Source organism: Pseudomonas fluorescens, from assembly GCF_900215245.1.
GTDB classification, from domain to species: Bacteria; Pseudomonadota; Gammaproteobacteria; order Pseudomonadales; family Pseudomonadaceae; genus Aquipseudomonas; species Aquipseudomonas fluorescens.
In genome coordinates, this window is the sequence record NZ_LT907842.1 from 2,831,170 (window position 1) to 2,855,190 (window position 24,021).

At 60.8% G+C, this 24,021-nt stretch carries 18 protein-coding genes; 14 read left to right on the forward strand and 4 right to left on the reverse strand.

Annotated features, from left to right (window positions below):
- The first annotated feature begins 22 nt into the window (after nucleotides 1–22).
- The 9 genes from CPH89_RS13050 (at nucleotide 23) to CPH89_RS13090 (ending at nucleotide 13,879) form a co-directional block, all read left to right on the forward strand.
- A complete protein-coding gene (locus CPH89_RS13050) occupies nucleotides 23–916 on the forward strand; it encodes a YybS family protein (protein ID WP_053254059.1) in 894 nt (297 codons plus the stop codon).
- Nucleotides 917–934: 18 nt separating this feature from the next.
- Nucleotides 935–1,381, forward strand: a complete 447-nt coding sequence (gene rplI, locus CPH89_RS13055) for a 50S ribosomal protein L9 (protein ID WP_003171376.1) — start codon at nucleotides 935–937, stop codon at nucleotides 1,379–1,381.
- Between the two features lie 110 nt (nucleotides 1,382–1,491).
- A complete protein-coding gene (gene dnaB / locus CPH89_RS13060) occupies nucleotides 1,492–2,889 on the forward strand; it encodes a replicative DNA helicase (RefSeq protein ID WP_017526410.1) in 1,398 nt (465 codons plus the stop codon).
- Between the two features lie 113 nt (nucleotides 2,890–3,002).
- The gene (locus CPH89_RS13065) at nucleotides 3,003–5,306 is read left to right on the forward strand and encodes a YgiQ family radical SAM protein (protein ID WP_053254060.1); all 2,304 of its coding nucleotides are present in this window, start codon (nucleotides 3,003–3,005) and stop codon (nucleotides 5,304–5,306) included.
- A 204-nt stretch (nucleotides 5,307–5,510) separates the two neighbouring features.
- Nucleotides 5,511–6,434, forward strand: coding sequence for an Ssp4 family T6SS effector (locus CPH89_RS13070; RefSeq protein ID WP_053254061.1), 924 nt, complete (start codon nucleotides 5,511–5,513; stop codon nucleotides 6,432–6,434).
- Nucleotides 6,427–6,876: a hypothetical protein gene (locus tag CPH89_RS13075; RefSeq protein ID WP_053254062.1), complete on the forward strand. Its 450-nt coding sequence runs from the start codon at nucleotides 6,427–6,429 to the stop codon at nucleotides 6,874–6,876. The genes CPH89_RS13070 and CPH89_RS13075 overlap by 8 nt, the downstream gene beginning before the upstream one ends.
- A 176-nt stretch (nucleotides 6,877–7,052) precedes the next feature.
- Nucleotides 7,053–10,343, forward strand: coding sequence for a transglutaminase family protein (locus CPH89_RS13080; RefSeq protein ID WP_053254063.1), 3,291 nt, complete (start codon nucleotides 7,053–7,055; stop codon nucleotides 10,341–10,343).
- A gap of 159 nt (nucleotides 10,344–10,502) precedes the next feature.
- Nucleotides 10,503–12,989 (forward strand): circularly permuted type 2 ATP-grasp protein, encoded by a 2,487-nt coding sequence (locus CPH89_RS13085; protein ID WP_053254064.1) that lies wholly within the window; start codon nucleotides 10,503–10,505, stop codon nucleotides 12,987–12,989.
- On the forward strand, nucleotides 12,989–13,879 hold the full coding sequence (locus tag CPH89_RS13090; protein WP_053254065.1) for a transglutaminase family protein: 891 nt from the start codon (nucleotides 12,989–12,991) through the stop codon (nucleotides 13,877–13,879). Before CPH89_RS13085 ends, CPH89_RS13090 begins: the two co-directional genes overlap by 1 nt.
- Before the next feature lie 46 nt (nucleotides 13,880–13,925).
- Here CPH89_RS13090 and CPH89_RS13095 read toward each other — a convergent pair whose 3' ends face one another.
- On the reverse strand, nucleotides 13,926–14,108 hold the full coding sequence (locus CPH89_RS13095) for a hypothetical protein (RefSeq protein WP_053254066.1): 183 nt from the start codon (nucleotides 14,106–14,108) through the stop codon (nucleotides 13,926–13,928).
- Nucleotides 14,109–14,439: 331 nt separating this feature from the next.
- Between CPH89_RS13095 and azu the strand changes: the two genes are divergently transcribed.
- A complete protein-coding gene (gene azu / locus CPH89_RS13100) occupies nucleotides 14,440–14,886 on the forward strand; it encodes an azurin (protein ID WP_053254067.1) in 447 nt (148 codons plus the stop codon).
- Nucleotides 14,887–15,082: 196 nt separating this feature from the next.
- Here azu and nadE read toward each other — a convergent pair whose 3' ends face one another.
- The 3 genes from nadE to CPH89_RS13115 form a co-directional block, all read right to left on the reverse strand.
- A complete protein-coding gene (gene nadE / locus CPH89_RS13105) occupies nucleotides 15,083–15,910 on the reverse strand; it encodes an NAD(+) synthase (RefSeq protein ID WP_053254068.1) in 828 nt (275 codons plus the stop codon).
- 3 nt (nucleotides 15,911–15,913) lie between these two features.
- Nucleotides 15,914–17,128: a nicotinate phosphoribosyltransferase gene (pncB, locus tag CPH89_RS13110; RefSeq protein ID WP_053254069.1), complete on the reverse strand. Its 1,215-nt coding sequence runs from the start codon at nucleotides 17,126–17,128 to the stop codon at nucleotides 15,914–15,916.
- 225 nt (nucleotides 17,129–17,353) lie between these two features.
- Entirely contained in the window at nucleotides 17,354–18,250 is an 897-nt protein-coding gene (locus CPH89_RS13115) for a LysR family transcriptional regulator (protein ID WP_053254070.1), read from the reverse strand.
- 154 nt (nucleotides 18,251–18,404) lie between these two features.
- On the opposite strand from CPH89_RS13115, the gene amaB reads away from it, so the two are divergent.
- The 4 genes from amaB (at nucleotide 18,405) to CPH89_RS13135 (ending at nucleotide 24,021) form a co-directional block, all read left to right on the forward strand.
- Nucleotides 18,405–19,895 carry an L-piperidine-6-carboxylate dehydrogenase gene (gene amaB, locus CPH89_RS13120; protein WP_053254071.1) on the forward strand — a complete coding sequence of 497 codons (1,491 nt, stop codon included), beginning with the start codon at nucleotides 18,405–18,407 and terminating at the stop codon, nucleotides 19,893–19,895.
- 172 nt (nucleotides 19,896–20,067) lie between these two features.
- Nucleotides 20,068–21,351, forward strand: a complete 1,284-nt coding sequence (gene amaA, locus CPH89_RS13125; RefSeq protein WP_053254072.1) for an L-pipecolate oxidase — start codon at nucleotides 20,068–20,070, stop codon at nucleotides 21,349–21,351.
- Between the two features lie 386 nt (nucleotides 21,352–21,737).
- Nucleotides 21,738–22,874, forward strand: coding sequence for a branched-chain amino acid ABC transporter substrate-binding protein (locus CPH89_RS13130; protein ID WP_053254073.1), 1,137 nt, complete (start codon nucleotides 21,738–21,740; stop codon nucleotides 22,872–22,874).
- A gap of 232 nt (nucleotides 22,875–23,106) precedes the next feature.
- The gene (locus CPH89_RS13135) at nucleotides 23,107–24,021 is read left to right on the forward strand and encodes an ABC transporter permease subunit (protein ID WP_053254074.1); all 915 of its coding nucleotides are present in this window, start codon (nucleotides 23,107–23,109) and stop codon (nucleotides 24,019–24,021) included.

Here is a 24,021-nt window from a genome sequence, read left to right on the forward strand (position 1 = left end):
CAAGTAGTAAGGGATTGAATGCATGCGCGCCTTAGCTGAGTTCATCATGCGCGGTCGCGTGCAGGCCACTCTGGTAGTGGCTGGATGTGCGGCATTGCCGTTGCTTTATTGGTTGGGTGCTGCCGCAGGTTGCCTAGTGCTGCTGCGGCGCGGTTTGAAGGACGCCCTTGGCGTCCTTGCCCTGGGATTGTTGCCGGCCTTGATCTGGTGGCTGCAATTTGGTGATCCGCGGGTACTTTTGGTACTGCTGGGGTCATCAAGCCTTGCGTTGGTTTTACGCGCAAGTGAGTCCTGGGTCCGTACGCTGCTGGTCAGCGTGGCATTGGGGTTGGTGTACTCAGTGATGCTTGGCGCGGCTTTCCGCCCGCAAATCGAGGCGCTGTCGCAGGAAATCGTCAAGATCCTGCCGATGGCCCTCGGGGATCTCTACCAGCAGTTGTCGGTAGATGAGCGAGCGCGGTTTGCGTCACTGATTGCCCCGGTCCTGACCGGCCTGATTGCGGCATTGTTGCAGGTCGTCAGCGTGCTGAGCCTGATTCTTGGGCGTTATTGGCAGGCGTTGTTGTACAACCCGGGTGGTTTTGGTCGCGAGTTTCGCAGTATCAGAATCCCTGCGGGGCCGGCGATGTTGCTGCTGGCGTGCATGGTTGTCGGGCCGAACTTCGGTCCACAGATGGCCTTGCTGGCGCCGATTTGCAGCGTACCGCTGGTGTTTGCCGGGCTGGCCCTGATTCATGGGCTGGTTGCGCGAAAGCGTCTGGCCAAGTTTTGGCTGGTGGGGTTGTACGTAACGCTGTTGCTGTTCATGCAGCTGATCTATCCGTTACTCGTGGTTTTGGCCATTGTCGACGGCCTGATTGATTTTCGCGGTCGTCTGGCGTCGAAAGACGCCGATAACGCGAACGGTGAAGGTTAAAAGTTAGAGGATTTTCACATGCAACTGATCCTTCTGGAAAAAGTCGCCAACCTGGGCAACCTGGGCGACAAAGTGAACGTTAAGGCCGGCTACGGTCGTAACTACCTGCTGCCATACGGCAAAGCCACCGCTGCAACCGCTGCCAACCTGGCTGCGTTTGAAGAGCGTCGTGCTGAGCTGGAAAAAGCAGCAGCAGACAAAAAAGCTTCGGCCGAAACTCGCGCTGCCCAACTGGCTGAGCTGGAAGTGACTATCACTGCCACCGCCGGTGACGAAGGCAAGCTGTTCGGTTCGATCGGCACCCACGACATCGCTGATGCACTGACCGCCTCCGGCGTTGAAGTGCAGAAGAGCGAAGTTCGTCTGCCGAACGGCACCATCCGCAACGTAGGCGAATTCGACGTAGCCGTGCACCTGCACGCCGAAGTTGAAGCCACCGTACGCGTTGTCGTGGTAGCAGCTTAAGCAGCACCTAACTGACTGGCACCTCGCGTGTCAGCCAGTTAACATCGGGCACGATCCTGTTTACAGGTCGTGCCTTTTGTTTTTCTACAACCCCCTAATTCCAAGTGGCCATGAACGATATTTCAGCTCCTGAGCAATACGATCTGCAAACCGCTGCCCTGAAGGTGCCGCCGCATTCCATCGAGGCCGAACAGGCCGTGCTCGGTGGCTTGATGCTGGATAACAACGCCTGGGAACGCGTGCTGGATCAAGTCTCGGACGGTGATTTCTATCGCCATGACCACCGCCTGATCTTCCGCGCCATCGCCAAGTTGGCCGACCAGAACTCGCCGATCGACGTGGTGACCCTGGCCGAGCAATTGGACAAGGAAGGCCAGACCTCCCAGGTCGGCGGTCTGGGCTACCTGGGTGAACTGGCGAAAAATACGCCGTCCGTCGCCAACATCAAGGCCTATGCCCAGATCGTTCGCGAGCGCGCCACCCTGCGCCAGTTGATCGGCATCAGCACCGAAATCGCCGACAGTGCCTTCAACCCCGAAGGCCGCACCGCCGCCGAGATCCTCGACGAAGCCGAACGCCAGATCTTCCAGATCGCCGAAGCGCGGCCGAAAACCGGTGGCCCGGTCAGCGTCAACGACCTGCTGACCAAGGCCATCGACCGCATCGACACGCTGTTCAACACCGACAACGCCATCACCGGGATTTCCACCGGTTACACCGACCTCGACGAGAAGACCAGCGGCCTGCAGCCGTCTGACCTGATCATCGTCGCCGGCCGTCCATCCATGGGTAAAACCACCTTTGCGATGAACCTGGTGGAAAACGCCGTGTTGCGCAGCGACAAGACCGTGCTGGTGTACTCCCTCGAGATGCCAGGCGAATCGCTGATCATGCGTATGCTCTCGTCCCTGGGCCGTATCGACCAGACCAAGGTCCGTGCCGGTCGCCTGGAAGACGACGACTGGCCGCGCCTGACCTCGGCGGTCAACCTGCTCAACGATCGCAAGTTGTTCATCGATGACACCGCCGGTATCAGCCCATCGGAGATGCGTGCGCGTACGCGCCGGCTGGTGCGTGAGCACGGCGACATCGCCCTGATCATGATCGACTACCTGCAGCTGATGCAGATCCCGGGTTCCAGCGGCGACAACCGGACCAACGAGATTTCCGAGATTTCCCGGTCCCTCAAGGCCCTGGCCAAGGAGTTCAATTGCCCGGTGGTGGCACTGTCCCAGCTCAACCGTTCCCTGGAACAGCGCCCCAACAAGCGCCCGGTGAACTCCGACCTTCGGGAATCCGGAGCGATCGAGCAGGATGCTGACGTGATCATGTTTGTGTACCGGGACGAGGTGTACCACCCCGAGACTGAGCACAAAGGCATTGCCGAGATCATTATCGGTAAGCAGCGGAACGGCCCGATTGGCTTTATCCGCCTGGCGTTCATCGGTAAATACACGCGCTTCGAAAACCTCGCGCCGGGTAGCTATAACTTCGACGACGACGAGTAGGTCTCAGCGCCTGTCAGGGCCTCAGCGCAATTCCGACCATTACCGTCGGAATTGGTCAAAATTTGTGCTATATTCCGCGCCCGCGATTTTTCATCTCAACACCGGTCACCGTCATGCAAACAGCCAAGCCGTTATTTGACTATCCCAAGTACTGGGCCGAATGTTTCGGTCCTGCGCCATTCCTGCCGATGAGCAGGGAGGAGATGGATCAGCTTGGCTGGGATTCCTGCGACATCATCATCGTTACCGGTGATGCGTACGTGGATCACCCGTCGTTCGGCATGGCCATCATCGGCCGGCTGCTGGAGTCCCAGGGCTTTCGCGTCGGGATCATTGCCCAGCCGAACTGGCAGTCCAAAGACGACTTCATGAAGCTCGGCGAGCCGAACCTGTTCTTCGGCGTCGCGGCCGGCAACATGGACTCGATGATCAACCGCTACACCGCCGACAAGAAAATCCGTTCCGACGACGCCTACACCCCAGGCGGCATGGCCGGCAAACGCCCGGATCGCGCGAGCCTGGTGTACAGCCAGCGCTGCAAAGAAGCCTACAAGAACGTGCCGATCGTGCTCGGTGGCATCGAAGCGTCCCTGCGCCGCATCGCCCACTACGACTACTGGCAGGACCGCGTGCGCAACTCGATCCTGATCGACGCCACCGCCGATATCCTGCTGTACGGCAACGCCGAGCGGGCCATCGTCGAAGTCGCCCAGCGTTTGTCCTGGGGTCACAAGATCGAAGACATCACCGACGTGCGCGGCACCGCGTTCATTCGTCGTGACACGCCGCAAGGTTGGTACGAAGTGGACTCCACGCGTATTGACCGCCCGGGCAAGATCGACAAGATCATCAATCCGTATGTGAATACCCAGGACACCCAGGCCTGCGCCATCGAGCAAGAGAAAGGCCCGGTGGACGACCCGGAAGAAGCCAAGGTCGTACAGATCCTGGCCAGCCCGCGCATGACCCGCGACAAGACCGTGATTCGACTGCCCTCGGTAGAAAAGGTCCGTGGCGACGCGGTGCTGTATGCCCACGCCAACCGCGTATTGCACTTGGAAACCAACCCAGGCAACGCCCGCGCCCTCGTGCAGAAGCACGGTGAAGTGGATGTGTGGTTCAACCCGCCGCCCATTCCGATGACCACCGAAGAAATGGACTACGTGTTTGGCATGCCTTACGCCCGTGTCCCGCACCCGGCGTACGGCAAGGAAAAGATTCCGGCCTACGACATGATCCGTTTTTCGGTGAACATCATGCGTGGCTGCTTCGGCGGCTGTACCTTCTGCTCCATCACCGAGCACGAAGGCCGCATCATCCAGAACCGTTCCGAAGAGTCGATCATTCGCGAAATCGAAGAGATCCGCGACAAAGTGCCCGGCTTCACCGGCGTGATCTCCGACCTCGGCGGCCCGACCGCGAACATGTACCGCATCGCCTGCAAGAGCCCGGAAATCGAATCCGCGTGCCGTAAGCCTTCGTGTGTGTTCCCAGGCATCTGCCCGAACCTGAACACCGACCACTCGTCGCTGATTCAGCTGTACCGCAGCGCCCGTGCGTTGCCGGGTGTGAAGAAGATTCTGATCGCTTCCGGCCTGCGCTATGACCTCGCGGTCGAGTCGCCGGAATACGTTAAAGAGCTGGTGACCCACCACGTGGGGGGTTACCTCAAGATCGCCCCGGAACATACCGAGGAAGGTCCGCTCAACCAGATGATGAAGCCGGGCATTGGCAGCTATGACAAGTTCAAGCGCATGTTCGAGAAGTACACCAAGGAAGCGGGCAAGGAGCAGTACCTGATTCCTTACTTCATCGCCGCCCACCCGGGCACCACTGATGAAGACATGATGAACCTGGCCCTGTGGCTCAAGGGTAACGGCTTCCGCGCCGACCAGGTGCAGGCGTTCTACCCGTCGCCGATGGCCACCGCCACCGCGATGTACCACTCGGGCAAGAACCCGCTGCGTAAGGTCACCTACAAGAGCGACGCGGTGACCATCGTCAAGAGCGAAGAGCAGCGCCGTCTGCACAAGGCCTTCTTGCGCTACCACGACCCGAAAGGCTGGCCGATGCTGCGTGAAGCATTGACCCGCATGGGCCGTGCCGACCTGATCGGGCCGGGTAAAGACCAGTTGATTCCGCTGCACCAGCCGGCCACCGACAGCTACCAAAGCGCCCGTCGCAAGAACTCGACGCCGGCCGGCAGCCATAAGGTTGCCAAGGAAACCACCACCAAGATCCTCACCCAGCACACCGGTCTGCCGCCGCGTGGCAGTGATGGCAGCAACCCGTGGGACAAGCGCGAACAAGCCAAGGCTGCGGCCATGGCGCGTAACAAGCAGGCTGCCAAGGAGCGCGCGGATGCGGCGAAGGGCAAAGGCGGCAAGCCTGCGCGCAAGCCGGTGGTGCCGCGTTGATCGCAGCCTGAATATGCAAAACGCCAGCCTCGTGCTGGCGTTTTGCTTTCTAGCGGGTGGGTAGACCGTTTGTTAAGGTGATGGTCATTAGATCGCCATCGCAGGCAAGCCAGCTCCCACAGTTGGAACGCGTTCCCTTGTGGGAGCCGGGCTTGCCCGCGATGAGGCCTGCCAGGCCATCATCACCTTCAAGGAAGAACTCTCATGAGCAACCCCCTGCTCAGTATCGGCATGGATTCCAACCGCTCCCAGTTCATGGCGCGCCAGCGCATCGAAAGCCAGATCAACCTGCCACGGCTGTTTGCGGCCATCGATGCAGACCCCAGCATCGTCGGCGCGGGCGTTGTGTACATTGACGCCGACTTCAACGTCATCACGCTGCGCGAATTTCAGCCCATCTGCAGCATTGCACCTAAACGTTTGATTTTGCGTGAAGCGCAGAAGTACATAGCCCCGGCGCAGTTTGCGCAACAGGTCCAGGACAATCCCCGCGAATCGCGCCTGGTGGGAGAGGCGGTCAACACGTCTCTGTCCTGCGCGGGCGCGGTCATAGGTTGGATCGTGGTGCTCAGCGGCACCGTCGCTGTACCGTTCACGGCGGGTGCCAGCAGCGTGATTACGGCCATCGGTTATACCGCTGCCACGGCCAGCACGCTGCAGTGTTTTGCCAGTGGCTATCGCGTCAGCAATGAGCTCAGTGACCCCTCCAAAAATGACAAGCTCGACAGCTCGGAATGGTATCAGTACACGATGATCGCGCTGGATGCTGCCTCGTTGGTCGGGGTCGGTGCATCGACGCTGACCACGATTAAGCTGGTGCGGCTGAATCAGGCCACCACCGGCAAAAGCGTGCGGGAGGTGCTGCGAGGATTGACCCGGCAAGAGCGCGCCAAGCTGACGAAGGAGCTGCTCAGCATTCAGGACCCACGTATGAGCGCCAAAATGCTCAAGTTGAAGCAACTGTCTGGCGAGGCGACCAAGCGTTTCGCCCCCGCCCAGGTCAAGCATGCGACGGTGACCCAGATACAGGATGCCCTGGGCGCGGCGATCGGTTTTACCGGCAGTGCAATCTCGGGGAACGTACGCACCGTTGCCGTGGGGCTGTATGAGGAAATGAGCAATGAATGAGCTACCCGGTATTCGCAGTTTTCTGGCGCACTATTTTCCGGTCTTCATGGGCGCAATTTTCGCGGCGGTGTTCAGCCTGGTGTTTGCGGTGCCGCTGATTTTCGACAGTTATTTCCCGCGCTTGTCGATCGACGACAACCTCAAGTATTCCTTCCTGGGTGGCCTCGCGCTGACGTGGGGGATTGTGCAGTGCAACTTCATGATCGCGCGCGGGCGGCCGCAGTGGGTATGGCCGCTGGTGATGCTGCTTGCACTCTGCGTTCTGGCAGTGCTGCCTACCCTCGCCTTCGGTCCGCATCCGCTGTCCTATGGTTTGAGCCTGCTGTTCCCGCTGCTGGGATTGCTGCTGCTCAACAGCAAGCGTCATCGCGAGATGCGCCAGAAACTGGTCGAAGTGAGGCGGCTGCGCCAGGCCATGCTCGCAACGCACAAAGCACGCTAGCTGGGTAGATTCACCACCCTGCGCCACAAATATGTGCAGCACTTGCACCACGGCACCGGTGATGGCGCCGTTTTGGTGCTCTACTGCACGGGGTCTAACGAGAAAGCGCAATGACGGCTGCTCTGGCATAAGTCTTGCGCACGTTGTGTCCATGCCCTGGCTCGCAGGAGGCCGCCGTGTCGATTCATGTCGCGTTGCACCACGTTACGCATTACCGCTATGACCGCGCTGTCGAACTCGGCCCACAGATCGTGCGCTTGCGCCCGGCAGCCCATAGCCGCACGCGGATTTTGTCCTACGCATTGAAAGTGCTGCCCGAGCAGCACTTCATCAATTGGCAGCAGGACCCGCAAGGTAACTACCTGGCGCGTCTGGTGTTTCCGGAAAAGACGGACGAACTGCGCATCGAAGTCGACTTGGTCGCCGAGATGGCGGTGTTCAACCCGTTCGATTTTTTCCTTGAGCCCTACGCCGAAAAAATCCCCTTCAGCTACGCCGCTGATGAGCAGCGAGAGCTGGCGCCGTACCTGGAAACCCTGCCGCTGACGCCGAAGTTTGCCGCCTACCTGGCGGGCATCGACCGCACGCCGCTGCCGGCCGTGGACTTCCTGGTGGGGCTGAACCAGCGCCTGGCGGCCGATATTGGCTACTTGATCCGCATGGAGCCGGGCGTGCAAACCCCGGAGTTCACCCTCGAAAACGCCTCCGGCTCCTGCCGCGATTCGGCCTGGCTGCTGGTGCAATTGCTGCGCAACCTGGGGTTGGCGGCGCGCTTTGTGTCGGGCTACTTGATCCAACTGACCGCCGACGTCAAAGCCCTCGACGGCCCGTCCGGCACCGACGTGGACTTCACCGACCTGCATGCCTGGTGCGAAGTGTATTTGCCCGGCGCCGGCTGGATCGGCCTGGACGCTACCTCAGGGTTATTCGCCGGTGAAGGTCATATCCCGTTGGCCTGTAGCCCTGATCCATCGTCTGCCGCACCGATCAGTGGGCTGGTGGAACCGTGCGAGTGCGAATTTACCCACGAAATGTCGGTGGAGCGCATTTGGGAAGCGCCTCGGGTTACCAAGCCCTACACCGAAGAACAATGGCTAGCGATCCAGGCACTCGGCCGGCAGATCGATGGCGACCTGCTCAAGGACGATGTACGCCTGACCATGGGCGGCGAGCCGACCTTCGTCTCCATCGACGACCCCGACGGCGCCGAGTGGAACACCGCCGCCCTCGGGCCGGACAAACGTCGGCTGTCCGCCGAGCTGTTCCAGCGCATGCGTCAGCACTATGCGCCCAAGGGCCTGGTGCACTTTGGACAGGGCAAGTGGTACCCCGGCGAGCAGTTGCCGCGCTGGTCGCTCAACTGCTATTGGCGGCGCGACGGCGTGCCGATCTGGCACAACAGCGCGCTGATTGCCGATGAGCAAGCAGATTACGGCGCCGATGGGGTGATGGCCGGGCGTTTCCTGGCCAGTGTCGCCGAACGCCTCAAACTGCCGGCGCGCTTTGTATTCCCGGCCTTCGAAGACAATTTCTATTACCTGTGGCGCGAAGGTGCACTGCCGCAGAACGTCACCGCCCAGGACCCGCGTTTGAGCGACGACCTGGAGCGCGAGCGCCTGCGCAAAGTGTTCAGCCAGGGCCTGGACAAAGTCATCGGCCACGTGCTGCCGCTGGCGCGCACGGCGGCCAATGATCGCTGGCAGAGTGGGCGCTGGTACCTGCGCGACAATCACTGCCGCCTGGTGCCGGGCGACTCGCCACTGGGCTATCGCTTGCCGTTGGCCTCGCAACCGTGGGTGACGGCGGCGGAGTATCCGTTCGTGCATCCGACTGACCCGAACCAGGACCAACCGGAGCTGCCGAGCAGCGCGCAATTGCAAAGCCATGGCGAACCGGCTGCCAGCGATGAGCGCGTGCCGAAAGTCGATGAGTCCGCCGACTGGCTGACCCGCACCGCCTTGTGCGCCGAAGCGCGGGACGGGCGCCTGTATTTGTTTATGCCGCCGCTGGAGCGCGTCGAGGATTATCTGGAACTGGTGGCCGCCATTGAGGCCACCGCCGAGGAGCTGCACTGCCCGGTATTGCTGGAAGGCTACGAGCCGCCGTTCGACACGCGTTTGAGTAACTTCCGGGTTACGCCGGACCCTGGGGTGATTGAGGTTAACGTGCAGCCGTCCGCCACCTGGGACGAGTTGGTGGAGCGCACGGAATTCCTTTACGAAGAAGCACGGCAAACCCGTCTCACCACTGAAAAGTTCATGATCGACGGCCGTCACACGGGCACCGGCGGCGGCAACCACTTTGTGCTGGGCGGCGCGACGCCCAAGGACTCACCGTTCTTGCGTCGCCCCAATTTGCTGCGCAGTTTGATCAGCTACTGGCATAACCACCCATCGCTGTCGTACCTGTTCTCCGGGCTGTTTATCGGCCCGACATCTCAGGCGCCTCGGGTGGATGAAGCGCGTAACGACGCGTTGTACGAGCTGGAAATCGCCTTCGCTCAAATGCCTGCCGTCGGCGAAGAATGCCCGCCATGGCAGGTGGACCGCCTGCTGCGCAACCTGCTGATCGACGTGACGGGCAACACCCACCGCGCCGAGTTCTGCATCGACAAACTCTACTCACCCGACGGCGCCACTGGGCGCCTGGGCCTGCTGGAACTGCGCGCCTTTGAAATGCCGCCCCATGCGCGCATGAGCCTGACCCAGCAATTGCTGCTGCGGGCGTTGGTCGCACGCTTCTGGCGTGAGCCGTATGCGCCGCCGAAACTGGCGCGCTGGGGCACGGAGTTGCATGACCGCTTCTTGCTGCCGCATTTTATCGAGCAGGATTTTGCCGACGTGATTGTCGAGCTGAATGCCGCCGGTTACCCACTACGGGCCGAATGGTTTGCCGCGCATCTGGAGTTCCGTTTCCCCAAGGTGGGCGACTATGCCGTCAGCGGCATCGAACTGGAACTGCGCCAGGCGCTGGAGCCTTGGCACGTGCTCGGCGAGGAGGGCGCAGTGGGCGGCACGGTGCGCTATGTGGATTCCTCCCTGGAGCGCTTGCAGGTGAAGTTGAGCGGGCTGGCGCCGCAGCGCTATCTGCTGACCTGCAACGGCATACCGGTGCCGCTGCAACCGACGGGACGCGTCGGTGAATTCGTGGCCGGCGTGCGATATCGCGCCTGGCAACCGGCCAACTGCCTGCAACCGACTATCCCGGTACACGCGCCGTTGGTGTTCGACGTGCTCGACACCTGGATGCAGCGTTCGCTGGGCGGCTGCCAGTACCACGTCGCCCACCCGGGCGGGCGCAATTACGACAGCTTGCCGGTGAATGCCAATGAAGCCGAAAGCCGGCGGATGGCGCGGTTTTTCCGCTTGGGGCATACCCCAGGCAAGCTCCCCGTGCCTGCTTTAGAGATTAATGATGAATTGCCGATGACCCTGGATCTGCGGCGTTTCCCCAATAAAAATGACTGAATGCGATGCCAATGTGGGAGCGGGCTTGCCTGCGACAGCGATGGATCAGCCAGCCAATAAGGTGACTGGAAAATGGCAATCGCAGGCAAGCCAGCTCCCCCAATAGATTGCAGTGAATTTGAGTTAATCTGACTTCCCTTGCCCTCTGCCGAGCGTTCCATGTCTGACTTGCTCGACCGTTACCCGCTGACCGCGGGCACTTATCACGAACTGCTGGACGACAGTGGCGCGGTGCGTGCCCATTGGCAGCGCTTGCTTGATCACCTGCAACGCAGCACGCCTGCGCAGCTGGCCCAACGTCAGGCACTGCTGACTCGGCAGATCCAGGAAAACGGCGTGACCTACAACGTCTACGCCGACCCCAAGGGCGCGGATCGCCCCTGGGAACTGGACTTACTGCCCCACGTGCTGGCCGCCGATGAGTGGCAGCACCTGTCGGCCGGTATCGCCCAGCGGGCGCGCTTGCTCAATGCCGTACTGGCCGACCTTTATGGCCCGCAGCGCTTGATCAAAGAGGGCCTGCTGCCGGCTGAGCTGGTGTTCGGGCATAACAATTTCCTGTGGCCTTGCCAGGGCATCCAGCCGCCGGACGGCGCGTTTTTGCACCTGTATGCCGTGGACTTGGCGCGCACGCCGGACGGCCGTTGGTGGGTCACCGCCGACCGTACCCAGGCACCGTCGGGGGCAGGTTATGCGTTGGAAAACCGTACCATCGTGTCCCGTGCGTTCCCGGACTTGTACCGCGATCTGCAGGTGCAACACCTCACCGGTTTCTTCCGCACCCTCCAGGAAACCCTGGCCCGCCAGGCACCCGGCGATGATCAGCCGCCGCTGATCGTGCTGCTGACCCCGGGGCGATTCAACGAAAGCTATTTCGAACACCTCTACCTCGCGCGCCAGCTTGGCTACCCGTTGGTGGAAGGTGGCGACCTCACCGTGCGCGACAGCACCGTGTTCCTCAAAACCCTCAGTGGCCTGCGCCGGGTGCACGCGATCATGCGCCGCCTCGACGACGACTTCTGCGACCCGCTGGAGCTGCGCACCGACTCGGCCCTCGGCGTGCCCGGCCTGCTCGATGCCGTGCGTCAGGGCAATGTGCTGGTGGCCAATGCCCTCGGCAGTGGCGTGCTGGAGTCGCCGGGGTTGCTCGGCTTTTTGCCGAAGATCAACCAGTTCCTGTTTGGCGAAGAATTGATCCTGCCGTCGATCGCCACCTGGTGGTGCGGTGAAGCGCCGGTGCTTGCCGAAGCCTTGGAGAAACTTCCGGATTTGCTGATCAAACCGGCGTTCCCGTCGCAAAGCTTCAGCCCGGTATTTGGCCGCGATTTGAATGATGAGCAGCGCCAGGCCCTGGCCGAACGCATGCGCGCGAGGCCTTACGCCTATGTCGCTCAGGAGCTGGCGCAACTGTCCCAGGCACCGGTGTGGCACACCGTCGATGACCATTTGCAGCACCGTGCCATCGGCATGCGCGTGTACGCCGTGGCCAGCGCCGACGGCTACCGTGTGTTGCCTGGCGGCCTGACCCGCGTGGCTGCCGAGGCGGATGCCGAAGTGGTGTCGATGCAACGCGGTGGCGCGAGCAAAGACACCTGGGTGCTCAGCGAGCGTGTTGCCGGTGGTGAGCACTGGCGTGCACAACGTGCGATTGGCGCCCATGACCTGGTGCGCCGCGATCCTTATCTGCCCTCTCGCGTGGTGGAAAACCTGTTTTGGTTTGGCCGCTATTGCGAGCGCTGTGACGACAGCGCGCGTTGGCTGCGTATCGTGCTCGCGCGGTATGTCGATGGCGACGATCCGCTGGCCTTGCAGGCGGCGATCGAGCTGGGCGAGAGCTTGCGCTTGTTGCCGGAGGAGGGCGAGTTGCCCGAGCGCCTGCTCGCCGCCTTGCTCGGCGATGATTGGCCGTCGAGCCTGCGCGCCAACCTGCAGCGCCTGCAGTGGGCGGCGTCCCAGGTGCGCGGCAAACTGTCCCGGGAAAACTGGCAGGCCCTGGTCGAACTGCAACGTGAAGCCCTGGAGCTGGAACGCGAAACCCCGGATTTTGGCGAGTTGCTGGATTTTCTCAACCGCCTGGTGATGTCCCTGGCGGCGCTGTCCGGCTTTGCCCTGGACGACATGACCCGCGACGAAGGCTGGCGCTTTTTGATGATGGGCCGGCGCATCGAGCGCCTGCAATTTCTGAGCAGCAGCCTTGCGGCGTTTCTGCGTGGCGTGGCGGTGTTCGATCAAGCGGGGCTTGAGTGGTTGCTGGAGTTGGGCAACAGCAGCATCACCTATCGCTCGCGTTACCTGGCGGTGCCGCAGTTGATCCCGGTGCTCGACCTGTTGCTGCTGGACGAGCAGAACCCGCACGCAGTGCTGTTCCAGCTGAAACTGGTCAGCCGTACCTTGCGTCGCCTCAACGACGACTTTGCTGTGCCGCGTGAAACCGGGCTGGCGCCGTTGGTGGAGTGCCTGGCGCGTTTCGACCTGGGTTGCCTGGAGAACCCGTTGTTTGGCGAGTCCAGTGTGCGTGCCGCGCTGGATGGCCTGGCTGACTTGCTGCAAGCAGTCGCCGATGAGAGTGGGCAAGTGTCGGATCGCCTGGCGTTGCGCCATTTTGCCCATGTGGATGATGTCAGCCAGCAAACGGTGTCGGTGTGATGAGTGCGCGCTACCAGATTTTCCACGATACCCACTACCACTACGACAGCCCGGTCTCCCTGGCCCAGCAACTGGCGCACCTGTGGCCACGGCCGTGTGCCTGGCAGCGTTGCACCTTGCAGCAACTGGATGTCAGCCCGGAGCCGTCTTCGCGTCGCGATGAACTGGACGTGTTTGGTAACCCCATCACCCGCCTGGCCTTTGAGCGGCCCCACGATGAGTTGCTGGTGAATGCCGGGCTGACCGTCGAAGTGTTGGCGCGGCCGCTGTTGGATTTCCAGCAGTCGCCCGCCTGGGACCAGACCCGCGACAGCCTGACCTACAGCAGCCGGCCGGTGTCTGCGGAACGGGTCGAGGCCTGTCGCTATCGTTTTGAATCACCCTACGTGCACCTGAAAAAAACCTTCGTCGAGTTTTCCGAAAGCTGTTTTCCGCCCGGCGAGCCATTGCTGTTGGGTGTGCAGGCGTTGATGGAGAAGATTTTCAGCGAGTTCACGTTCGATGCCGAAGCCACCCAGGTCGCCACGCCGCTGGTGGAAGTGCTCGAGCGCCGTCGTGGCGTGTGCCAGGACTTCGCCCACCTGATGCTCGCCTGCCTGCGCTCGCGGGGCCTGGCGGCGCGGTACATCAGCGGCTACCTGCTCACCCAGCCACCGCCCGGCCAGCCACGGCTGATCGGCGCCGATGCGTCCCACGCGTGGGTTTCGGTGTATTGCCCGGAGTCGGGTTGGGTAGATTTCGATCCGACCAACAATGTGCAGCCGGCACTGGAGCACATCACCTTGGCCTGGGGCCGTGATTTCTCGGATGTGTCGCCGTTGCGCGGGGTGATTCTGGGGGGAGGGAGCCATGACCCGGAGGTGCGGGTGACGGTGATGCCGCTGGAATGAAGGTGGGTTGGGGTGAGCAGGGAGGGCCTGCTCACCCCAACAGAATTTATTCAGCCGGGTCTTTCGGTGCTTCGGTTTCGTCTGTCGCCACTTCACCTTCAGCATCCGGGTTCAGTGCGCCTGCTTCTTCATCTGCAGCGGCTTTCTTACGTTGCAGCTTTTCCTCTTTCTTCTGCTCCTTGGCCAAGTCTCTCTGACGTTTGGCGAAGGAGTAATTAGGTTTGGCCATGGGCGATCCTCTAGGGTCGAAGGTGAGGGTGGCGGCGCGCAGCTGCCTTGGGACGCTATGGTAGCAGCTTAGCGACGCGCTTTGCCTTCACTTACCGCAGGCATACGCAGCCAGCAGGCCGTTGAACAGTTGATTGAGGTGCATAGCGCGGGCTCCAATGGGGTATGGGCCGATCATAGGCGGGTGGCAGATCTTTGGCTGGTAGATTGTGTTGATCAGTCTGATAGCCTAAAGTTGTATACAATCTGTTGATGCAGATCATAAGAATTCCAGCCTGCTTGAGGCACCCTTGTCGCAATTCGCGTTTTTAAACCCTGCCTTGGAGATTCACATGTTTGCCAAACTCGTTGCTGTTTCCCTGCTGACTCTGGCGAGCGGCCAGTTGCTTGCTGCAGAGTGCAAGGTCACTGTCGACTCCACTGACCAAATGTCCTTCAACACCAAGGCCATTGAAATCGATAAAAGCTGCAAGACGTTCACCGTGGAACTGACCCACTCCGGCAGCTTGCCGAAGAACGTCATGGGCCATAACTGGGTGCTGAGCTCCGCCGCCGACATGCCTGGCATCGCCAGCGACGGCATGGCCGCCGGTATCGATAAAAACTACCTGAAAGAAGGCGACACCCGCGTCATCGCCCACACCAAAATCATTGGTGCCGGCGAGAAAGATTCGGTGACCTTCGACGTATCGAAGCTGGCTGCCGGTACCGACTACGCATTCTTCTGCTCGTTCCCGGGCCACATCTCGATGATGAAAGGCACTGTGACCGTCAAGTAAGTCGGTTCCGGTCGAAAAAAAAGCGCCTTGCGGGGCGCTTTTTTTGTGGGCGGTCTGTCGTACTGCGTGATCGTTGTTCGCGAGCAAGCCCGCTCCCACCCTTGAACGAGTTCCAGCCTGAGGATGCGCTCAAATGTGGAAGCGGGCGTGCTCGCGAAGGCGGTCTAACTATCAGTACAAAACTATCTGGCTCACCTCACGGCGCGAATGGCATGACCCGCTTGTGCTCGGTCTTGCGATAGGTGTCGCAGATGATTCGGAATGCTTCCTCACGCACCGGCTCTCCGTGCAGGAAGGCGTCGATCTCTGCGTAAGTCACGCCGTGGGAGGCTTCATCCGGCTTACCAGGCGACAAATCCTCAAGGTCGGCCGTCGGGATTTTCTCGACCAATGATTCCGGCGCACCAAAGTGCCGAGCAATCGCCCGTACCTGGTTTTTCACCAGCCCGCTCAGCGGTGCCAGGTCGCAGGCACCATCACCGAACTTGGTGAAAAAGCCCATCACTGCTTCCGCCGCGTGGTCGGTGCCGATCACCAGGCCACTGGCCGCACCAGCGATGGTGTACTGCGCCACCATGCGCATGCGCGCCTTGGTATTGCCCAGCACGAAATCGCGGGACACGGCGGCCTTGCCTTCAAACGCAGCGACTTCACTGGCCAGGGCTTTTACCGCCGGGCCGATGTTCACCGTGTGGCGCTCGTCCGGCTCGATAAAGTCCACCGAGGCCTGGGCGTCGATTTCATCGAACTGGGTTTCGTAGGGCAGGCGCACGGCGATGAAGCGGTAGGCCTCATCACCGGTGCTGGCGCGCAGTGCCTGCATCGCGCGCTGGGCCAACAGGCCAGCTGTCAGGGAGTCGACGCCGCCGCTGATGCCCAGCACCAATGTCTTGAGCCCGGAATTGCGCAGGCAGTCCTGGATAAAAGTTACGCGGCGGGCAACTTCGGCCTCCAGGGCGGCCTGGTCCTTGAACGGTGCTTGGACCTTGAGCTGCTGCGCAATCTCACGCTGTACGGCTTGCATGATTCACTCCTTGCTAGGTAGGGCAGGTACTTTAAAGACGTGACGCAAATAGGCGACGAAATTCGGGTCGGTGCAGTGGGTCTTGCCCGCTTCATCAGAGATTTTCGCGACGGGCTGACCATTGCAGGCGGTCATTTTAAGCACGATGCTCATCGGCTCAACACCTGGAATGTCACAGGTCAGGTTGGTGCCGATACCAAAGCTCACATTAATGCGACCTCGCAAGGCGCGGAAGATCTCCAGGGCCTTGGGCAGCGACAGGCTGTCGGAGAACACCAAGGTCTTGCTCATCGGCTCGATACCGAGCTTGTGGTAGTGGGCAATGGCTTTTTCGGCCCATTGCACCGGGTCACCGGAGTCGTGGCGCAGGCCATCGAACAGCTTGGCGAAGTACAAGTCGAAGTCGCTGAGGAAGGCATCGGTGGTGATGCAGTCGGTCAGGGCGATCCCCAGCAGCCCGCGGTATTCGCGGACCCAGCAGTCGAGGGCGGCGATCTGGCTGTCGATCAGGCGCGGGCCGAGTTGCTGGTGGGCCATGATCCATTCGTGGGCCATGGTGCCGAGCGGCTTCATATCGAACTCGCGGGCCAGGTGCACGTTGCTGGTGCCGACAAAACGGCCGGGGAAGTCATGCTTGAGCACGCTCACCACTTCTTCCTGCACCCGGTACGAGAAGCGCCGGCGCGTGCCGAAGTCGGCCACTTGCAGCTCCGATAGCTCATCGCTGCTGGCGTTCGCGGTCAGCCAATCGAACTTGCGGTACAGCTGCTCGCGGGCCTGTTCAAGAATCACGGTCTGGTAGCGGTAGCGGTTACGCACTTCGCTGACGATGGCCAGCATCGGCACTTCAAACAGGATCACATGCAGCCAGGGCCCGCGCAGGCGGATAAACAGCTCGCCATTCTCGATGCCGGTTTGCACATAGCGCAGGTTGAAGCGGAACAGCCCGAGGAAGCGCAAGAAATCCGGCTTCATGAAGCTGATGCGTTCCAGGAAGCCCAGTTGATCCGGGCTCAGGCTCAGCTCAGCCAGGCGCTCGATCTGGTAGCGGATTTCCGCCAGGTAGGGGCGCAGGTCTTCACTGTTGCGGCAACGAAACTCCCATTCAACTTCCACATTCGGGTAGTTGTGCAGCACCGCCTGCATCATGGTCAGCTTGTAGAAGTCGGTGTCGAGCAGGTTCTGCACGATGCGATCGGCAAACACACTCTCGCTCATAACGGGAATCTCCAGACGGGTCAGCGATGGGCGCCGACCTTTACGCACAATTAAGGAATGGCGCTAGTGGCGCATAGACCTGTGGGGTTTTGCCAGCGTTTTTTCATATTGGGGCCTTTGTTGTGGCCACTGGCGCCTTCGCGAGCAAGCCCGCTCCCACACTTGAAATGCATTCCAATGTGGGAGCGGGCTTGCTCGCGAAGGCGGTATGTCAGGCGACGTGGCTCAAACAGGTTCAACCTGCTCCATCATCCACTTCACAAAGTCGCGCACTTTGGGCACTTCCACCGAATGCTCCGGATACGCCAGGTAATACGCATCCTGGCTCGGCAACGCGTGCTGCCAAGGAATCACCAACTTGCCGTCGGCCAGTTCTTCTTCCACCAGGAAGCGGGGCAGCAGGGCCACGCCACAGCCGACCTGCGCCGCGCGAATGCACATATAGAAGGTGTCGAAACGCGGCCCGTGGTAGCTGTGCTCGGTGTGAAAGCCCTGGCTGGCGAACCAGTCATGCCAGCCTTGGGGGCGCGAGGCGTTTTGCAGCAGCACCAGGTCGCTCAGTTGCGTGGGGTCGGTGAATGGCTGCGCGGGCAGGCTTTCCGGCGCGCACACAGGCACCAATTCCTCGCTGAACAGTTTCAGGCTTTCCGTGCCGGGCCGGGAACCCTGGCCGAAATAGAACGCCATGTCCGCCTTGCCTTGCAGCAACTCGTCCGGTTCCTGTTCATTGCACAGGTCCAGATGGATTTGCGGATGGCGCAAGCGCCAGCCCTTCAGGCGTGGCACCAGCCAGCGCGCACCGAAGGTGTAGGGCGTGGACACGCGAAGCACTTCGGTCTCGCCGCCGTAGGAGCGCAGGTAATGGGTGGACATCTCCACCTGTGTGAGGATTTTTCGCACTTCCACCAAGTACAAATCGCCTGCTGGGGTCATCTGCAAGCGGCGGCGTACCCGGCGAAACAGCAGGTGCTGCAGCAATTCTTCCAACTGGGCGACCTGTTTGCTCACCGCGCTTTGCGTGAGGTTCAGTTCCTCGGCGGCGCGGGTGAAGCTCAGGTGGCGGGTGGCGGCTTCGAAACACTGCAGGGCGGTGATCGAGGGCAAATGTCTTTTGTTCAGCACGGCACGCCTCTTTTTATTCTTTGCATGAATAAACGGAATGATATCTCGCCTAATCGTCGTTTGTTGGCAAGTCTTGGGCCAGCTACAAATAAGGTCTGGATCGCCGTGCGGGCCGCGGCGCAATTTTTTTGTTTGTAGATTGAAGGAGTGACCCATGGTTGCCGCATTGCTTGACCGTCTCGGGGTAAACCCAGCGCTGTACCAGTCGGGTAAACAACCCGTGCATTCGCCGATTGATGGCAGCCGTATTGGCAGTGTGCACTGGGAAGGTGCCGCCGAGGTGGAGCAACAGGTCAGTCGCGCCGAGCATGCATTTGACGCCTGGCGCAAAGTACCGGCACCGCGTCGCGGCGAGCTGGTGCGTCAGTTCGGTGATGTGCTGCGCGAATATAAGGCCGACCTGGGCGAGTTGGTGTCCTGGGAAGCCGGCAAAATCACCCAGGAAGGGTTGGGTGAAGTGCAGGAAATGATCGACATCTGCGACTTCGCTGTAGGTCTGTCCCGCCAGTTGTACGGCTTGACCATCGCTTCCGAGCGCCCAGGCCACCACATGCGCGAAACCTGGCACCCGCTGGGCGTGGTCGGCGTGATCAGCGCTTTCAACTTCCCGGTCGCCGTATGGGCGTGGAACACCACGCTGGCGCTGGTGTGCGGCAACGCCGTGATCTGGAAACCGTCGGAAAAGACCCCGCTCACCGCATTGGCTTGCCAGGCGCTGTTCGAGCGCGTGCTGAAGAAATTCACCGATGCCCCCGAGTACCTCAGCCAAGTGATCATCGGCGGCCGCGACGCCGGCGCCGCACTGGTGGATGACCCGCGTGTCGCCCTGATCAGCGCCACCGGCAGCACCCGCATGGGCCGCGAAGTGGCGCCGAAAGTCGCCGCACGCTTTGCCCGCAGCATCCTTGAATTGGGCGGCAACAACGCGATGATCCTCGGCCCAAGCGCCGACCTGGACATGGCCGTACGCGCGATCCTGTTCAGCGCCGTGGGCACTGCTGGCCAGCGTTGCACCACCCTGCGTCGGCTGATCGCCCATGAGTCGGTCAAAGAAGAAATCGTTACCCGCCTCAAGGCCGCCTATTCCAAGGTGCGCATCGGCCACCCGCTGGAAGGCAACCTGATCGGCCCGCTGATCGACAAACACGGCTTCGAAAACATGCAGGACGCCCTGGAACAGGCCTTGAGCGAGGGCGGCAAGGTGTTCGGCGGCAAGCGTCAGCTGGAAGACAAATTCCCGAACGCCTACTACGTGTCGCCGGCGATTGTAGAAATGCCTGAGCAAAGCGACGTGGTGTGCACCGAAACCTTCGCGCCGATTCTGTACGTCATTGGCTACAGCGACTTCGCCGAGGCACTGCGCCTGAACAATGCCGTGCCACAAGGCCTGTCTTCGTGCATCTTTACCACCGATGTGCGTGAAGCCGAGCAGTTCATGTCGGCGGTGGGCAGTGACTGTGGCATCGCCAACGTCAATATCGGCCCGAGCGGCGCGGAAATCGGCGGTGCGTTTGGCGGTGAGAAAGAAACCGGTGGCGGGCGTGAGTCGGGTTCGGATGCGTGGCGCGGGTACATGCGTCGCCAGACCAACACCGTGAACTACTCGCTGGAACTGCCGCTGGCGCAGGGTATTACGTTCGACTGATCCCTCACGTCGCAGTGCAGTCAATGTGGGAGCTGGCTTGCCTGCGATGCAGACACCTCGGTGTGCCGGGAACACCGAGGTGATGCTATCGCAGGCAAGCCAGCTCCCACATTTGAGGGCGTTTGCAATTCAAAATAATTGTTGTTTGTTAGGTCCTCTCCGGAGTCTGGCAATGCCATTACGCGAAACAGGTTTGTGGGAACACCTCACCCCTGGCCGGCCGGATCGGGCTGCGCTCAAGGGCGAGGTCAAGGTGGATGTGTGCGTGATCGGCGCCGGTATCACCGGTTTGTCGGCGGCCATTCACTTGCTGGAACAGGGCAAAAGCGTCGCCGTGCTGGAGGCTCATCGCACCGGCCATGGCGGTTCGGGGCGTAACGTCGGGCTGGTCAACGCCGGCCTGTGGATTCCCCCGGATGAGATCGAAGCCGGTTTCGGCGAAGCGGTGGGCAGCCAGCTCAACCGCATGTTGGGGGCGGCGCCGTCGCTGGTGTTCAGCCTTATCGACAAGTACAACATCGATTGCCAATTGCGCCGCGAGGGCACCTTGCACATGGCGCACAACGCCCGTGGCGAGGCGGATTTGCGCAGCCGTGAAGCACAATGGAAACGTCGTGGTGCGCCGGTGGAGTTGCTGACCGGCCAGGCTTGCGAGGACGCCACGGGCACGAAAAAAATTGCCGCGGCGTTGCTGGATCGGCGTGCCGGCACCTTGAACCCGATGGCTTATACCACTGGCCTGGCCAATGCCGCCGCCGGCCTTGGCGGCCAACTGTTTGACCATTCCCCGGTCACCCAGCTTGAACGCCAAGGTGCGCACTGGTCAGTGCAGACCGCGCAGGGCTCGGTGCAGGCGGCACAAGTCGTGATCGCCTCAAATGCCTACACCGAAGGTGAGTGGACCGAGCTTCGCCGAAATTTCTTCCCCGGCTACTACTACCAGGTTGCGTCAGCCCCTCTTACTGACGCCGCCGCCGAGCAGATCCTTCCCGGCGGGCAGGGCTCGTGGGACACGCGTCAGGTACTCAGCAGCATCCGCCGCGACGCTGATGGCCGCCTGTTGCTCGGCAGCCTGGGCAATGGTAACCAAAAACCGGCGTGGTTCCTCAAGGCGTGGGCTGATCGGGTGCAGCAGCATTACTTCCCATACCTCAAATCGGTGCAGTGGGAATACACCTGGACCGGTTGTATCGCCTTTACCCCGGACCACCTGATGCGCCTGTTCGAGCCAGCGCCGGGCCTGGTCGCCGTAACGGGCTATAACGGACGTGGTGTGACCACCGGCAGCGTCGTGGGCAAAGCATTTGCCGACTACTTGTGTCACCAGAATCCCCAGGCGTTGCCGATCCCCTTCGCGCCGATGCAGCCGTTAGCCGGGGTGGGCCTGCGCAGCTGTCTTTATGAAGCAGGATTTTCGCTGTATCACGCCGGGCAATGCCTGCGGATCGTGATCTGATCAGCGAAATACCGTTCAGAAGCCTGCATTTTCTTAGCAGGCTACTAATCTGTATTGGTGCAAGTCGTAGCAATCACGCACTGTAAATGTGCAGTTCCGTTACGCACGTTGTTACAGGTGCAGGAACGACCGTTTATCCGCCTGGTTGCAGGTGCGACCTGCCAGGGTTGTACTTTTTGGGTCCATTGGTTGCACCTTCAGACGCTAGACGGTTGCACGTCCTGGCAAAAGGAGTCGAAACGCCTGTAATAACAATGACACCGTGTCTTTTTGAAGAATAAAAACGTAATGGCACGCGCCTTGCTCTTGGCTTTCTCTGAAAGTTTCAGTTGAAGGTTTGCATTGAATTCGTAGTGCCAATAAACAAAAACCTCGGAGCACCACTCATGTCCCAGACGTTTTACAAGAAAGGTTTTCTGGCCCTCGCCGTTGCAACGGCGCTGGGTGTTTCTACGTTTGTTCAAGCTGATGTGAAGATTGGCGTGGCGGGCCCGATGACGGGTGCCAACGCTGCTTTCGGTGAGCAGTACATGAAGGGTGCCCAAGCGGCAGCCGATGTGATCAACAAGGCCGGCGGGATCAACGGCGAGCAGATCAAACTGGTGGCCGGCGACGACGCCTGTGAGCCAAAGCAGGCCGTAGCGGTGGCTAACCGCCTGGCAGACCAGGACAAAGTCATCGGCGTGGTCGGGCACTTCTGCTCCTCCAACACCATTCCTGCCTCCGAGGTGTATGCCGACGCAGGCATCATCATGATCACCCCAGGCTCCACCAACCCGACTGTCACCGAGCGCGGCCTGTCGGCGGTGTTCCGCATGTGCGGCCGTGATGACCAGCAAGGCATCGTCGCCGGCGACTACATCGTCGATGTGCTCAAAGGTAAGAAGGTCGCTGTTATCAACGACAAAGACACCTACGGCAAAGGCCTGGCTGACGCTACCGCTGCGCAGTTGACCAAGCGCGGCGTGAAGCCGGTGCTGGAAGAAGGCCTGACCCGTGGCGAGAAAGACTTCAGCGCCCTGGTCACCAAAATCCGCTCCACCGGTGCTGACGTGGTTTATTTCGGCGGCCTGCACCCGGAAGCCGGTCCACTGGTTCGGCAGATTCGTGAAGCCGGCCTAAAAGACGTCAAGTTCATGTCCGATGACGGCATCGTCACCGACGAACTGGTCGCCACCGCCGGCGGCAAGCAGTACGTCGATGGTGTGTACATGACTTTCGGCGCTGACCCGCGCCTGCTGCCGGACAGCAAGACCGTGGTGGAAGAGTTCCGCAAAAACGGCACCGAACCTGAAGGCTACACCCTGTACGCCTACGCTTCGATCCAGGCCCTGGCAGCCGGTTTCAACGGTGCCAAGTCCGACAAGGGCGAAGACGCAGCCAAATGGCTGAAAGCTCACCCGGTTAAAACCGTTATGGGCGAGAAGACCTGGGACGCCAAGGGCGACCTGAAAATCTCCGACTACGTGGTTTACCAGTGGGACAAAGACGGCAAATACCACCAGCTGGAAAAGCAGAAGTAAGAACAAACACGATCGTTTAAGCGCCTCTGTCCCCTGTGGGAGCTGGCTCGCCTGCGAGAGCGGTTGCACATTCAACACAGCTGTTGGTTGTCAGTCCGTTATCGCCGGCCGGCCCGTTTCCCTCGGGGGGCGTGGTTGCCCGTCCCATCGTGTCAGGCATCAAGTCTGTCTTTTCCTCCAGAAGGGCCGCACACCCACCGGTGTGCAGGTTCTCACCGCGTGAGATTGCGTTATGGATGGTATCTTCCTGCAGCAACTGGTCAACGGCCTGACCCTCGGGTCGGTCTATGGCCTGATCGCCATCGGCTACACAATGGTCTATGGCATCATTGGCATGATCAACTTCGCCCATGGCGAGGTTTATATGATTTCCGCTTACCTCGCGGCGATCAGTCTGGCACTGCTGGCCTACTTCGGCATCGAATCCTTCCCGTTGCTCATTCTTGGCACTTTGATATTCACCGTAGTCGTCACCGGCGTTTACGGGTGGGTCATCGAGCGTGTCGCCTACAAACCGTTGCGCAACTCCACCCGACTGGCACCGCTGATCAGCGCCATCGGTATCTCCCTGATCCTGCAGAACTACGCCCAGATTGCTCAGGGCGCGAAACAACAAGGTATTCCTACCCTGCTGGCCGGCGCCTGGCGCGTCGATATCGGCAGCGGGTTCGTGCAGTTGACCTACACCAAGGTGTTCATCCTGGTGGCCGCGTTTCTCGGCATGGGGCTGCTGACCTACATCATCAAATACACCAAGCTCGGCCGCATGTGCCGTGCCACCCAGCAAGACCGCAAGATGGCGTCGATCCTCGGTATCAACACCGACCGGGTGATCTCCTACGTATTCGTGATCGGTGCAGCCATGGCGGCCCTGGCCGGCGTGCTGATTACCCTGAATTACGGCACGTTCGACTTCTACGCCGGCTTCATCATCGGCATCAAGGCGTTTACCGCAGCGGTACTCGGCGGCATCGGTTCCCTGCCTGGGGCCATGCTCGGCGGGATCATCCTGGGTATCTCCGAGTCGCTGTTCTCGGGGTTGATCAACTCTGACTACAAAGACGTGTTCAGTTTCTCCCTGCTGGTGGTGATTCTGATTTTCCGTCCTCAGGGCCTGCTTGGTCGTCCGCTCGTGGCGAAGGTGTAA